The organism is Massilia sp. Masssp94, from assembly GCF_059491305.1.
On sequence record NZ_CP168501.1, the window covers coordinates 5,295,067 to 5,308,629 of the forward strand.

9 protein-coding genes are annotated in these 13,563 nt (G+C 67.3%); 2 read left to right on the plus strand and 7 right to left on the minus strand.

Going from position 1 to position 13,563, the window contains the following annotated elements:
- The first annotated feature begins 83 nt into the window (after window positions 1–83).
- A complete protein-coding gene (gene paeA, locus ACEN9G_RS23590) occupies window positions 84–1,418 on the plus strand; it encodes a polyamine export protein PaeA (protein ID WP_413341684.1) in 1,335 nt (444 codons plus the stop codon).
- On the opposite strand, the gene ACEN9G_RS23595 is transcribed toward paeA, so the two are convergent.
- The 5 genes from ACEN9G_RS23595 to ACEN9G_RS23615 form a co-directional block, all read right to left on the minus strand.
- A complete protein-coding gene (locus ACEN9G_RS23595) occupies window positions 1,415–2,239 on the minus strand; it encodes a hypothetical protein (RefSeq protein WP_413341686.1) in 825 nt (274 codons plus the stop codon). The genes paeA and ACEN9G_RS23595 overlap by 4 nt on opposite strands.
- A 50-nt stretch (window positions 2,240–2,289) precedes the next feature.
- Window positions 2,290–3,213, minus strand: coding sequence for a sulfurtransferase (locus tag ACEN9G_RS23600; RefSeq protein WP_483127033.1), 924 nt, complete (start codon window positions 3,211–3,213; stop codon window positions 2,290–2,292).
- Window positions 3,214–3,264: 51 nt separating this feature from the next.
- On the minus strand, window positions 3,265–5,940 hold the full coding sequence (locus tag ACEN9G_RS23605) for a bifunctional diguanylate cyclase/phosphodiesterase (RefSeq protein ID WP_413342394.1): 2,676 nt from the start codon (window positions 5,938–5,940) through the stop codon (window positions 3,265–3,267).
- 102 nt (window positions 5,941–6,042) lie between these two features.
- Window positions 6,043–8,628, minus strand: coding sequence for a bifunctional aconitate hydratase 2/2-methylisocitrate dehydratase (locus tag ACEN9G_RS23610; RefSeq protein ID WP_413342396.1), 2,586 nt, complete (start codon window positions 8,626–8,628; stop codon window positions 6,043–6,045).
- Between the two features lie 142 nt (window positions 8,629–8,770).
- Window positions 8,771–9,244 carry an Lrp/AsnC family transcriptional regulator gene (locus ACEN9G_RS23615; protein WP_413342398.1) on the minus strand — a complete coding sequence of 158 codons (474 nt, stop codon included), beginning with the start codon at window positions 9,242–9,244 and terminating at the stop codon, window positions 8,771–8,773.
- A gap of 85 nt (window positions 9,245–9,329) precedes the next feature.
- Here ACEN9G_RS23615 and ilvB point away from each other — a divergent pair, with 85 nt between their 5' ends.
- Window positions 9,330–11,042 carry a biosynthetic-type acetolactate synthase large subunit gene (ilvB, locus tag ACEN9G_RS23620; protein WP_483127034.1) on the plus strand — a complete coding sequence of 571 codons (1,713 nt, stop codon included), beginning with the start codon at window positions 9,330–9,332 and terminating at the stop codon, window positions 11,040–11,042.
- Here the strand turns inward: ilvB and ACEN9G_RS23625 are convergent.
- Both ACEN9G_RS23625 and ACEN9G_RS23630 read right to left on the minus strand, forming a co-directional pair.
- Window positions 11,039–12,922, minus strand: coding sequence for a glycoside hydrolase family 97 protein (locus ACEN9G_RS23625; protein ID WP_413343147.1), 1,884 nt, complete (start codon window positions 12,920–12,922; stop codon window positions 11,039–11,041). The genes ilvB and ACEN9G_RS23625 overlap by 4 nt on opposite strands.
- 65 nt (window positions 12,923–12,987) lie before the next feature.
- Window positions 12,988–13,551 carry a DUF2147 domain-containing protein gene (locus ACEN9G_RS23630; protein ID WP_413343145.1) on the minus strand — a complete coding sequence of 188 codons (564 nt, stop codon included), beginning with the start codon at window positions 13,549–13,551 and terminating at the stop codon, window positions 12,988–12,990.
- Window positions 13,552–13,563: the final 12 nt, after the last annotated feature.

Sequence of the window (13,563 nt, forward strand, 5' to 3'; positions counted from 1 at the left end):
CAATTACTAAATGTGTCATCCGGTATATCAAATTGAGCTGACTGGCGCCTATGTTAAAGTGACATCATTATTCCGGGTGCTCCATGAATCTGTTCGAACATCTGGCCTTGCTGGCCGTCCTCGTGCTGGCCGCCGGCTTCCTGTCCCTGAGCGAAATCGCGCTGGCGGGCGCACGCAAGATCAAGCTGAAACTGCTGGCCCAGGCGGGCGACGCGCGCGCGCACAAGGTGATCGCGCTGCAGGCGCAGTCGGCCGACTTCTTCGCCGCGTCGCAGATCGGCCTGAACGCGATCGCCATCCTGGGCGGTATCCTCGGGGAGGGCGCGCTGCGGCCGTTTTTCCTGGAATGGCTGACGCTCTTCTACGATGGACCGGGCCGCGACAATATCGCGTTCGCGCTGTCGTTCGTGTTCGTCACGACGCTGTTCGTGCTCTTCGCCGACCTGATGCCCAAGCGCCTCGCGATGATCGCGCCGGAGAGCACGGCGATGGCCGTCGTGCGGCCGGTCATGGTCGTCATCCGCGTGTTCAGGCCCCTGTCCTGGGCACTGAACAAGGTGGCGAACATGCTGTTTCGCGTGTTCGGCGTCGACACGACGCGCGAGGACCGCATCACCTTCGACGAGATCTCGGCCGTCGTGGAAGCGGGCGCGCAGGCCGGCGTGCTGCAGAAGCAGGAGCAGCACTTCATCGAGAACGTGTTCGAGCTGGAGTCGCGCGCCGTCACGTCGACGATGACGACGCGGGAGAACGTCGTGTTCTTCACGCTGACCGAATCCGAGGACAGCATCCGCCAGAAGATCGCCACGCACGCGCTGTCGAAATTCCCCGTGTGCGACGGCGTGATCGACCGCGTGATCGGCTATGTGGACACGCGCGACATCCTCGTGCAGCTGCTGAACCGCCAGTCCCGGTTCCAGCTGAACGAATCGAGCATCCGCACGGTCCTGATCATTCCCGATTCGCTGACGCTGTCCGAACTGCTCGACCGCTTCCGCGCCACCAAGGAGACGTTCGCCGTCGTGATCAACGAGTACGCGTTCATCGTCGGCGTCGTCACGCTGAGCGACATCATGGTGACCGTGATGGGCAAATGGGGCACGCCGCTGGAGGCGGACCAGCAGGCCTTGCAACGCGAGGACGGTTCCTGGCTGATCGACGGCAGCACGCCGGTGGCGGACATGAAGCGCGTGCTCGAACTGGACGGGCTGCCCGAGGAGGAGCACTACGAGACGGCGGCCGGCTTCATGATGTACATGCTGCGCAAGGTGCCCAAGCCGACCGACAGCGTCGAATACGAAGGGATGCGGTTCGAAGTGCTCGACGTGGACCACTACCGCATCGACCAGCTGCTCGTGAAGCGGATCGGCGCGCGCGGCGCATCGTCCGCCACGCCGGCCGAACCGCTGGAAGATTAGTCGAGCGCCAGGATGCCCTGCAGCGACGAGATCCGCTCGGGGGCCGACCACGTGCCGGCCAGCCGGCGCTGCGCGTCGAACTCCAGCAACTGCCTTCCCTTGTGCCCGTTGTCCGGACCGTGTCCCTGCCAGTTCGCGACGAGCAGGTGGCCGTCGTCCAGCTGCTGGAAGCTCGCATAGAAGAACGGCGCCACCTCGGCGGGCAGGTCGGCCGCGGCGCCGAAGCGCTGCCGCACGTTCCCGGCCGCGTCGAACAACACCATCACCGCGCCATAGCCGCCCGACACGAGAGTGGTGCCGTCCGCGTTCCGTTCGGCCTTCCACGCATGCTCGAATTCGGACACGCCAAAGCGGCGGCGTTCCGTCAGGTCCGGCGCCGTTTCGAGGATGTGGTCGTTGGTGCAGAGCAGGTACGTGCCGTCCCGCGTCGGGCGCATCAGGCGCACGTAGTCGCCGTCGCGGCGCGCGCTGGCGACGACGTTCCATTCGCGGTCCAGCGTCAGCACGTTGACGCCACCCGTGCCGTCCAGGTTCCAGCCCGTCACGAGCGTGTGGCCGTCGGGCCGGCGGTGCACGGCCGTGACGTCGGTCCAGCGCGCGCAGGCGTCCAGGACGCGGCCCGATTCGATGTCCAGCTCGAAGAAACCGCGGTCGAAGCCGACCAGCGCGCGGGCCGCGTCGAGCCGCTGCAGGTCGCGCGCGAGCGGGTAGGGGGACAGGTCCAGCGTCCAGTGGAAGGTGTCGGTGGCGGTGTCGACGAGCGACAGTTGTTGGCGGCCTTCGTCGATGGCGAGCAGGCGGCGGGAGATTGTCTCGGTCATGTGGGTGAATTAGTTATCGATAACTTTTCGGAGTGTATGCGATTTCCGCGTTATCGGCAATGGCGCCGGCGTTCGACGTTCTCCCGCTCCGCGCGGCACACGACCGGGTTGTCCGGATCCCGGCTCCATTCGCACCAGCCGCCGTCGTACACGCCGATGCGCTCCCAGCCCATCAGCCAGGCGTAGAAGAACGCCAGCGACGCGCGCCAGCCGGTGCCGCAATAAAATACCGTCGGCCGGCCCGCGTGGATGCCGTTCGATCCCCACATGCGCAGGATGTCCGCCGCGGGTTTCATGCGCCCGTCGGCGTGATGGAACGCGGCCATGCTGTTCACGTCGCCCTCGTCGCCGGCGCGGCCCCATACGGCGCCCGGAATGTCGCCCCGTGCCTCGATGTAGTTGTAGCCCGACGTCCGGCCGACGTATTCGTTCCACGTGCGGATGCTGGCGAGCGTGCCCTGGCCATGCCGCAGCAGGCCGCGCACCTGGTCCATGTCGAACAGGTAGTCGGGCCGCGCGGGGAAGGGCGCGCCGAAATCGTCCGCCGCGGGACCGGGACGCGGCGGCCCGGATTCGAGCGGCAGGCCCGCCCGCTGCCACGCCGCGATCCCGCCGTCGAGCAGGCGGACGTCGGCGACGCCCGCGTACAGCAGCAGGTGCGCGACGCGCGCCGCCGCGAGGATGTTGCGGCCATACAGGACGACGGTGGTGTCGTGGCGTATGCCGTGGGCGAGCAGCACCCGCCGGAGTTCGGCGTCGGGGACCTTGTTCCACAACGGTCCGTGTTCGAACCACGTCGTGTCGAGGTAGCCGGCCCCGGGGAGATGGCCGGCCGTGTAGGTATCCTGCGCGTCGCATCCCGCTTCGAACACCCGCGAGCCACTGCCGGCGAGCGACATCACCCACGCGGGCGTGACGAGATGACGCCAGCGGGGCAGGTCGCGGCGCAAGCCGAAAAGAGGGATGCTGTTCAAGGGCGGAGGCAGAGGGAAGTGGCCGGAGGCCGTATGGTACAGGACCCGACGTCAAGTTTGATTGGTGATGAGGAACCGCGCGGCGAAGCTGGCCGCGCTGACGGGCGGCGACACGACGAAGCCCTGGATCTCGTGGCAGCCCTCGACGCGCAGGAACTCGAGCTGCTCTTCCGACTCGACGCCTTCGGCGATGACTTGCAGGTTCAGGTTCGCGGCCATCGCCAGGATCGCGCGCACGATCGCGCGGTCGCCCGCGTTGCGCGGCAGGTCGCGCACGAAGCTCTGGTCGACCTTGAGGCGGTCGACGGGCAGCTGCTTCAGGTAGGACAGCGACGAGTAGCCCGTGCCGAAATCGTCGACCGCCAGTTCCACGCCCATGCTCTTGATCAGGTGCAGCTTGCCGATCGCGTCGAGGGTGTCGGCGACGAACGCGCCTTCCGTGATCTCCAGTTCGAGCCGGTGCGGCGGCAGGCCGGACAGGACCAGCGCAGACCGCACCTGGTCGACGAAATCGGCCTGGCGCAGCTGGACGACGGACACGTTGACGGCGATGCGCAGCGGCACGGCGGTCCGGCCCCAGTCGGCCGCCTGGCAGCAGGCGGCGCGCAGCACCCAGTTGCCGAGCGCGACGATGAAGCCGCTTTCCTCGGCGACGTGGATGAACTCCTGCGTGGGCACCATGCCCCGGCCGGGGCGGTCCCAGCGCACGAGGGCCTCGGCACCGACGATACGGCCGTCCGCCAGCGAGCGCTGCGGCTGGTAGAACAGCTGGAACTCGCCGCCGTCGATCGCGTGGCGCAGGCCCGTTTCCAGGTCCATCCGGTGCTCGACCTGGCGCGCCATCGAGCTGTCGAAGAATTGCCAGCCGTTGCGGCCGGAGGCCTTGGCCCGGTACAGCGCGGTGTCGGCGCTGCGCACGAGGGCCTGGTAGTCCAGGCCGTCCTGCGGATACAGCGCGATGCCCATGCTGAGGGTGACGTACAGCTCGTGGCCGTCGAGCGCGATCTTGTCGGCGCAGGCCGCGTGGATGCGTTCGGCCAGGTGTTCGGCCTTGAGGGCGAGCCGGTGGCCGCCCTCGACGGCGATCGCGAATTCATCGCCGCCCATCCGCGCCAGCATGTCGGTTGGGCCGATGCAGTCGCGCAGGCGCTCGCCGATCCGCACGAGCACCTGGTCGCCGTGTTCGTGGCCGAGCGTGTCGTTGAGCGTGTTGAAGTTGTCGAGGTCGATCAGGACGAGCGCGACCATCGTCTTGTTGCGTTCCGCGAGCGCCAGTGCATGGTTGACGTGGTCGACGAAGGCGCGCCGGTTCGGCAGCCGGGTCAGCGGATCGACGTGGACCGCCTGGAATAGTTGCAGCTCCGACTGTTTCTGGCGCGTGACGTCGACCGTGACGCCGCGCACCTGCAGGTGTCCCGTCCCCGACCCGGCCAGCATGACGTTGCTGAGCAGCCAGATCTCCCTGCCGTCCGGCGTCATGAGGTGATGCTCGACCGGCTTGAGCAGGCCCGGTCCGTCCATGTCCAGCACGGGCTCGACGGTCTTGCCGTCCGGCGTCGTGCAGAGGCGGTCGCGCCAGAACGCGGGGTCCCGGATCCACTCGCCGGCCTTGTAGCCCGAGATGGCTTCGGCGTTGCCGCTGACGTAGGTGAAGTGGAACGCCGGCAGTTCCGCCTCCCAGACGACGCCGTCGATGCCGTCGACCAGCTCCTGGAACCGGCGGTGCGCCGTGTCCAGCTGGGCGTTGCGGCGGGTGAGGTTGTGTTGTGTTTCCTCGAGGTCGGCCAGGCGCAGCCACAGGAAGCGCAGCAATCCCAGCAGCAGCAAGGTGGACACGGCGCCGATGGCGGCCACTTCCCAGCTGCGCACGGCCCATGGGCGCAGCACCTCGGCGCGGGCGACGCTCGCCACCGCGACGACGTCCGATTCGGGCAGGCTCGCATAGCCGATCAGGCGCGGCCGGCCGTCGACCATGCTGCGTTCCGTTTCGTACACGCCGGACGGTGCCTCGGCCAGTTTGCGGAACAGGCCCGTCGTCGCCACGTTGCGGTCCATGACGTCGGCCCCGAGCGGTGTTTCCATGATCACCCAGCCGTCGCGCCGCAGCAGCATGAGGCGGCTGCTGTCGCCCAGCCGCAGGGTGCGGTAAAAGCGGTCGAAATAGGCCATGTCGACGCCGAAGCCGCCGATCATCTTCAGCGAGCCGTCCGGATGGTCGACCCGGCGCGCGACGGGGATCGTCCATTTGCCGCTGGTGCGGGAGCGGATCGAGCGGGCGACATGCATGCCGCGGCCGGGGTGGGAGGAGAGGTAGATGTAGTATTCGCGGTCGCGGCTGTCGATGGGCTGCAGCGGATACGTGGTGCTGCTGGCGCGCAGCCAGCCGTCGGGACCGATCAGGTTCAGGCTGGCGGCCTGCGGCGCCCCGTCCATCGCGGCGGCCAGGATGTCGTGGAGGTCGCGCTCGTCGGCGGGGGAGAGCAAGAGGCCGCGCCGGTCGATCTCGTCGAGCGCCCAGCGCAGGCGGGTGTCCGCTTCGCCGAAGGTGCGCAGGGCATGTTCGTCGAGCGTGGCGGCGATGTTGCGCATGTCCGATCCGGCCTGCGCGAGCGTGGAGCGGCGGTCCATGACGATCGCGGTCCCGGCCGACAGGATGTAGAGCAATGGCAGGATCAGCGCGAACAGCACCAGGCCGCGCCGCAGCTTGCGGATCGAGTTCAAGGCCATCGTCGTCCCTCCCCGTGGGATAGCACAGCCTGTAAATATCATACACGCCGCCCATGAAAAAAGGCTCCCGTCGGGAGCCTTTCTTTTGTGTCAACCCGCGCCTCAGACGGCGACGGTATCCGCCACGTCGCGGAACTCGCTGATCTGGTCGAAGTTCATGTAGCGGTAGATCTGGTCGGCGTTCTCGTTGATCACGCCGATATGCGCCATGTACTCTTCGCGGGTCGGGATCTTGCCCAGCGTGGAGCAGACCGCGGCCAGTTCGGCCGAACCCAGGTACACGCGGGTGTCGATGCCGAGGCGGTTCGGGAAGTTGCGCGTCGACGTCGACATCACGGTCGCACCCTTGCGGATCTGCGCCTGGTTACCCATGCACAGCGAGCAGCCCGGCATTTCCATGCGCGCGCCGGTGCGGCCCAAGGTGCCGTAGTGGCCTTCGGCCGTCAGCACCTGCTGGTCCATCTTGGTCGGCGGGGCGACCCACAGGCGGACCGGGATGTCGGTCTTGCCTTCCAGGAGTTTCGAGGCGGCGCGGAAGTGGCCGATGTTGGTCATGCACGAGCCGACGAACACGTCGTCGATCTTGTCGCCGGCGACGTCGGACAGCGTCTTGACGTCGTCCGGATCGTTCGGGCAGGCGACGATCGGTTCATGGATGTCGGCCAGGTCGATCTCGATGACGGCGGCGTACTCGGCATCCGCGTCCGGTGCCAGCAGGTCCGGCTTGGCCAGCCAGGCTTCCATGGCCTTGATGCGGCGCTCCAGCGTGCGGCGGTCCAGGTAGCCGTTCGCGATCATCCACTTCATCAGCGTGATGTTCGAGGTCATGTACTCGATGATCGGTGCCTTGTCCAGGTGGACCGTGCAGCCGGCGGCCGAGCGCTCTGCCGACGCGTCGGACAGTTCGAACGCCTGTTCGACCTTCAGGTTCGGCAGGCCTTCGATTTCCAGGATGCGGCCGGAGAAGATGTTCTTCTTGCCCTTCTTGTCGACGGTCAGCAGGCCTTGCTGGATCGCGTACAGCGGGATCGCGTTGACCAGGTCACGCAGCGTGACGCCCGGCTTCATCTCGCCCTTGAAGCGGACCAGCACCGATTCCGGCATGTCCAGCGGCATGACGCCGGTGGCGGCCGCGAAGGCGACCAGGCCCGAGCCGGCCGGGAACGAGATACCGATCGGGAAGCGGGTGTGCGAGTCGCCGCCGGTGCCGACGGTGTCCGGCAGCAGCAGGCGGTTCAGCCACGAGTGGATCACACCGTCGCCCGGACGCAGCGCCACGCCGCCGCGGTTCTCGATGAACGTCGGCAGTTCCTTGTGCATCTTGACGTCGACCAGCTTCGGATACGCGGCCGTGTGGCAGAACGATTGCATCACGAGGTCGGCCGAGAAGCCCAGGCAGGCCAGGTCCTTCAGCTCGTCGCGGGTCATCGGACCGGTGGTGTCCTGGGAGCCGACGGTGGTCATCTTCGGTTCGCAGTACGTGCCCGGGCGGATGCCCTGGCCTTCCGGCAGGCCGCACGCGCGGCCGACCATCTTCTGCGCCAGCGAGAAGCCGCGACCGGAATCGATCGGGTTCTGCGGCAGGCGGAACAGCGTCGACGGCGCGAGGCCCAGCGCTTCGCGCGCCTTGGCGGTCAGGCCGCGGCCGATGATCAGCGGGATGCGGCCGCCGGCGCGCACTTCGTCGAACAGCACGTCGGACTTGACCTTGAACTCGGCGATCGTTGCGCCGTTCTTCAGGGCCTTGCCGTCGTACGGACGCAGTTCGATGACGTCGCCCATTTCCATGTTCGACACGTCGACTTCGATCGGCAGGGCGCCGGCGTCTTCCATCGTGTTGTAGAAGATCGGGGCGATCTTGGTGCCGAGGCACACGCCGCCGAAGCGCTTGTTCGGGATGAACGGGATGTCTTCGCCCGTGAACCACAGCACCGAGTTGGTGGCGGACTTACGCGAGGAGCCCGTGCCGACCACGTCGCCGACGTAGGCGACCAGGTGGCCCTTGGCCTTCAGTGCCTCGATCTGCTTGATCGGGCCGATCTTGCCCGGCTCTTCCGGGTTGATGCCCGGACGCGGGTTCTTCAGCATCGCCAGCGCGTGCAGCGGGATGTCCGGGCGGGTGGTCGCGTCCGGAGCGGGCGACAGGTCGTCGGTGTTGGTCTCGCCGGACACCTTGAAGACGGTGAGGGTCATGCTTTCCGGGACGGCCGGACGCGACGTGAACCATTCGGCGTCGGCCCACGACTGGATCACTTCCTTGGCGTTGGCGCTGCCCTTGTCGGCCAGTTCCTTGACGTCGTGGAAGTAGTCGAACATCAGCAGGGTCTTTTTCAGGCCCTCGGCGGCGACCTTGCCGACGACGGCGTCGTCCAGCAGGTCGATCATCGGCTTGATGTTGAAGCCGCCGAGCATCGTGCCCAGCAGGCGCGTCGCCAGTTCGCGCGAGATCAGCGGGCTGGTTTCCTCGCCGCGGGCGATCTTGTTCAGGAACGCGGCCTTGACCTTGGCCGCGTCGTCCACGCCCGCCGGGACGCGGTTCGTGATCAGGTCGACCAGGAAGTCTTCTTCGCCCGCCGGCGGATTCTTCAGGAGTTCGACCAGGTCCGTGGTCTGGGCTGCGGACAGGGGCAGCGGGGGCACGCCGAGGGCGGCGCGTTCGGCGACATGGGTGCGGTATGCGGCTAACATGGGAAGCTCTTTCAGTCGTTTTGAAAATCAGGACAGCGGTTGCTGGCCCGGTACTGCCGATATTGTATCTCAAGTCTTCTATAAGACATAAGACGCAACTCGGTTAGCCGTGAAAGCTGCCCGGAAGTGTGGCGCCGGACCGTCAGGTGAGGGGCGTATCGACCTTCTTCAGCGTGCGCAGCACGAAGCTGGACTTGCTATGGCGGATGCCCGGGATGTTGTAAATGCGCTCGCGCAGCAGCCGTTCGTAGTCGCGCGTGTCCTTCACGGCGATGCGGATGAAGTAATCGTAGTCGCCCGAGATCAGCGCGGCTTCCAGCACTTCCGGGATCGATTCGAGCGCCTGGCCGAATTTGTACAGCGTCTCCTCGCTGTGACTGTCCAGCGTCACCTGGACGATCACCGTGTCGTTGTAGCCGAGGCTCGCCAGGTCGACTTTCACCGTGTACGCCTCCAGCAGGCCGCTGTCCGTCATGCGCTTGATGCGGTTCCAGCACGACGTCGTCGACAGGTTCACGGCGCTGCTGATCTCCTGCAGCGGCGTGCGCGAGTCCTTCAGCAGGATGGCCAGGATCCGCAGATCGACTGAATCGTAGATTTTTCTCTGATCTTCCATGATGGGTGAAAATTTTTCAGGATACGGTGAGATTATAGCGAAAATCATGAAGCACTTTCGGCGATAAGGTCGATAAAATTCAGGGATGAAAACACTTCCTCCCCTGACCGCCGCCCGCGTGCTGGTCGACACGCTGGTGGACTGCGGCGTCGACACCGTGTTCGGCTATCCCGGCGGCGCCGTGCTGCCGCTGTACGACGCACTCGCCCTCGACCGGCGCATCCGCCACATCCTCGTCCGCCATGAACAGGCGGCCGTCCATGCTGCCCAGGGGTATGCGCGTTCGACCGGGCGGCTCGGCGTCGTCTTCGTGACGTCCGGCCCCGGTGTCGCGAATACGACGTCCGGCCTGCTCGATGCGCTCAGCGATTCGGTTCCCGTGCTGTGCGTCAGCGGCCAGGTCGCGACCGGTGCGATCGGCACCAACGCGTTCCAGGAATGCGACGCGCTCGGCATCACGCGCACGGTCACGAAGTGGAATACGCAGGTGCGCGACGCCGGTGCCGTCGCGGCCACGATCCGGACCGCGGTCGCGACGGCGCTGGGCGGCCGGCCGGGGCCCGTGCTGGTCGACGTGCCGAAGGATATCCAGGCGGCCGAGGTGGCGGCCGCGCCCTCCGGTTCGTCCGCCGACGCTGTCCGGTCAAGCGTGCCGCGCGCCGCGCTCGAACAGGCCGCGCACCTGATCCGGCACGCGCGCCGGCCCGTGTTCTACGGCGGCGGAGGTCTCATCAACGCGGGCGACGCCGCCTGCGCCGCATTCGCCCGTCTCGTGCGCTGGAAGGATGCGCCGTGCACCCTGACGCTGATGGGGCTGGGCGCGTTTCCCGCGTCGGACCCGCGCTGGCTCGGCATGCTGGGCATGCACGGCACGCTGGAAGCGAACCTCGCGATGCACGAGGCGGATCTCGTCGTGTGCGTGGGCGCGCGCTTCGACGACCGCGTCACGGGCCACCTCGCGCATTTCTGTCCGGAGGCGCGCATCGTCCACGTCGACGTCGATCCCGCGTCGATCGGCAAGGTCGTGCGCACGGACGTGGGCCTGGTGGGCGAATGCGCCGCCATTCTCGACGGCCTGCTCCGGATGCTGGACGGTGCCGACCCCGCGCCCACCGCGGCGTGGTGGGACAGGATCGCGTCATGGCGCGCGGCGCGCTGCCTCGACGTGCCGGCAGCCGCCGCGGGCATCCTGCCGCAACGGCTGATGCGCGCGCTGGCGGATCACGTGGCGCGGCGCGGCGCGATCGTGTCGACCGACGTGGGCCAGCACCAGATGTGGGCCGCGCAGTATCTCGGTTTCGAGCGTCCGCGGCGCTGGCTCACGTCGGGCGGTGCGGGCACGATGGGTTATGGCCTGCCGGCGGCGATCGGCGCCCAGGTCGCGCATCCGGACGATCTCGTCGTGTGCATCTCGGGCGACGCGTCCGTGCTGATGAACATCCAGGAACTGGCGACGGCGGTGCAGCACCGGTGTCCCGTGAAACTGGTCCTGTCGAACAACGGCTGCATGGGCATGGTGCGGCAGTGGCAGGAGCTGCATTACGAAGGGCGCTACAGCCACAGTTATTCGGAAGCGCTGCCGGACTTCGTGGCGCTGGCGCGCGCCTTCGGCTGGCAGGCGCGCCGCGTCGAGGACCCGGCCGAACTCGATGCCGCCGTGGCGGAGTGCATGGATTCGGAGGGCCCGTACCTGCTCGACGTGCGGGTCGAGCAGGCCGAGAACTGCTTTCCGATGATCCCCGCGGGGCGGGGGCATCACGAGATCCTGCTGGCGAAGGACCGCTGGTACGAGGCTTAGAGAGGGCGCAGCCACAGCGCCTGGCCGCCGGAAGCGGGCAGGTCCAGCTGCAGCACGGTGGCCGCGTCCACCGTGCGCGTGCGGATGCCGACTTTCGTGCGCGTCGGCGCGGCCGGGTCGTCCGCATAGATCGTCGCTTCGTAGCGCTTGCCCTTCGGGAGGAAGTCGAAGCGCAGCGGGATGCGGCGCGCGTCGTTGTTCGTGATGCTGCCGACGAACCACTCGTCGCCCTTGCGCCGCGCGATCGTCACGTCGCGGCCCGGCGCGCCGTCCAGCACGCGCGTCTCGTCCCACGTGGTCGGGATGCGGTCCCAGAACGCCAGTTCCGGCTCGTCGTGCGAGCGGTCCGGCGTGTCGTACCAGTACAGCGTCTGCAGCGGGCTGTAATAGACGACGGCCAGCGCCAGCTGGTGCGCATGCGTCGTCCGGATGCGCGGGTCGTAGTAGCAGATCGTGTAGTCGGCCGCGCCGGCGAGGTAGCGCACGAACGGCAGCACCGTGTTGTGCGTGGCGTCCGGCATTTCCTCGTTGCCGCGGATGCCTTCCGCCGTCAGGAGGTTGGGCCAGGTGCGCTGCTCGCCGGTGGGGCGCCAGTCGTCGTGGATGTTGACCATGATGTTGGCGGCGGCCGCCTGCTGGATCGTCTTCTCGAGCCACGTCGTCCAGCGGTGCGAACCGACCTGCACGAAGCCGAATTTCACACCTGCGACGCCCCAGTCGCGGTAGGTCTGGAACAGCGTGTCGCCCTGCGCCATCAGGCCCTGCTGGTTCACGTACAGCCACACGCCGATGCCCTTGCTTTTCGCGTAGGCGATGATGCCCGGGAGGTCGAAGTCGGGAATCGCCACCTTCGTCGCGTCCGCGTCGAACGAGAACGCATTGCCGTACCACTTGAAGTCGAACAGGACGTATTGCAGCTTGTGGCGCGCGGCGAAGTCGATGTTGGCCTTCGCGTCCTTCGTCGTCAGCGACATCACGCGCATGATCTTGCCCGGCTTGATCCACGAGGTGTCGGCGATGCGCGACGGCGCGTTCAGGTTCAGGATAAAGTCGTTGTTTTCGATCAGCTGGCCGGGACGGCGCGCGATCATGATGCCGCGCCAGGGCGTGGCGAACGGCGAGACCAGGTCGGCCGGGTCGTGCATGGCTGTCACGATGGTGTCCGGCTTGTCGGGGCTCAGCTTGAACTTGGTGCGCGCGTAATCGACCATCTGGCCTTCGAGCAGGGCGACGGACAGGCCGTTCGGCAGTTGCAGCGTGAGCGGGCGCTCGGCCTGGTCCGGCCAGTCGCGCAGCGGCATCAGCTGGTACGGACCCTGGGCCCAGCCGTGGAACCAAGCGCGCGTGCCGGCGGGCAGCGCGAATTCCGTGTCCTCGCCGATGATGCGGTAGTACGTGCCTTTTTCGTTCTCGGGGAACGCGAAGCGCAGCGCCACGCCCGCGTCGTAAGCACGCACTTCGACGGACAGTTTATAGGTCGGATTGTCGTCCTTGACCAGGTCGACGGTGAGGGCTTCGTAATGGTCGCGGATGTGCGTGCGCTCGCCCGTGACGGGCGTCCACGTGCTGTCGTGGCGCGCGCGGTGCACGCCCGTCACGCGCAGGTTCTCGAACCAGCGCGCGTGATGGTCGACGGGCAGGGCCATCGCGTTCTCGGACAGGTGGTTGTCGAGGCGCAGTTCCAGCAACGAGTCGCGGATGACGGTCTCGCCGTCGTAGCGCACGTTGTAGGACAGGGCGCGCTTGCCGGCCGCGTCCAGCTTCTGTGCCAGTTCGAGCACGATGTGGCCGTCCGGCGAGGCGACGCGTTCGATCATGTCCGCGGCGCTGGCGTGCACGGCGGCGGCGCACAGCCACACGGCGGCGAAAAATTGACGCATGAGGTCTCCCATATTTGTTATCGATCACATGGTAGCAGATATCCGCTGCCGGATGCAATCGGTGCCTAATCGCTCTGCAGGCTGGGGAAGGCGTCGCTGACATCGCCGCGGGCGCGCGCGGCACGTTCGTCGGCCAGGTCGCGTTCGAGGGTAGCGACGCAGGACGCCAGGTCCGCCTCCTTGCCGGCGACGGCGACTGTCCGCGCGGCGGCGCCGTCGATGCGCATCCACAGCGTGCGCTGGCGCAGGAACGTCCGCAACACGTCCATCATGGCCGGGGCGGGGATCTGCGCGGACGCACGGTCAGCCTTGTCCGGGTGTAGCGCGACGCTGAGTGCCGTCTGCGCGCCCGCGCCGATTTCCAGCAGGTGGGGGCGGGCCGGCGGGGCGTCCTCGCGCAGCCTGACCTTGCCGACCAGTTCGAGCTTTTTTGGGTCGACGCCCACGCCGAGGGTCAGGCGCAGGAATTGGCGGATGTCGCCCCCGACCGGCATCGTCGCGAACGTGCACTGTACGATACCGTGGTCGCCGGCGTCCATCCAGAAACCGAGCTGCTCTTGCGCCGGTGCCGGCTGGGCGTAGCAGGACGTCGCACTGAATACGGCAAGCAGGGCCGGCACCGGTCTCATTGTCTTCCTTTT

Coding starts and splice junctions, on each gene's coding strand:
- ACEN9G_RS23625 (WP_413343147.1), bottom strand. CDS start 12,922: ATGCGTCAATTTTTCGCCGCCGTGTGGCTGTGCGCCGCCGCCGTGCAC.
- ilvB (WP_483127034.1), top strand. CDS start 9,330: ATGAAAACACTTCCTCCCCTGACCGCCGCCCGCGTGCTGGTCGACACG.
- ACEN9G_RS23615 (WP_413342398.1), bottom strand. CDS start 9,244: ATGGAAGATCAGAGAAAAATCTACGATTCAGTCGATCTGCGGATCCTG.
- ACEN9G_RS23605 (WP_413342394.1), bottom strand. CDS start 5,940: ATGGCCTTGAACTCGATCCGCAAGCTGCGGCGCGGCCTGGTGCTGTTC.
- ACEN9G_RS23630 (WP_413343145.1), bottom strand. CDS start 13,551: ATGAGACCGGTGCCGGCCCTGCTTGCCGTATTCAGTGCGACGTCCTGC.
- ACEN9G_RS23595 (WP_413341686.1), bottom strand. CDS start 2,239: ATGACCGAGACAATCTCCCGCCGCCTGCTCGCCATCGACGAAGGCCGC.
- ACEN9G_RS23610 (WP_413342396.1), bottom strand. CDS start 8,628: ATGTTAGCCGCATACCGCACCCATGTCGCCGAACGCGCCGCCCTCGGC.
- paeA (WP_413341684.1), top strand. CDS start 84: ATGAATCTGTTCGAACATCTGGCCTTGCTGGCCGTCCTCGTGCTGGCC.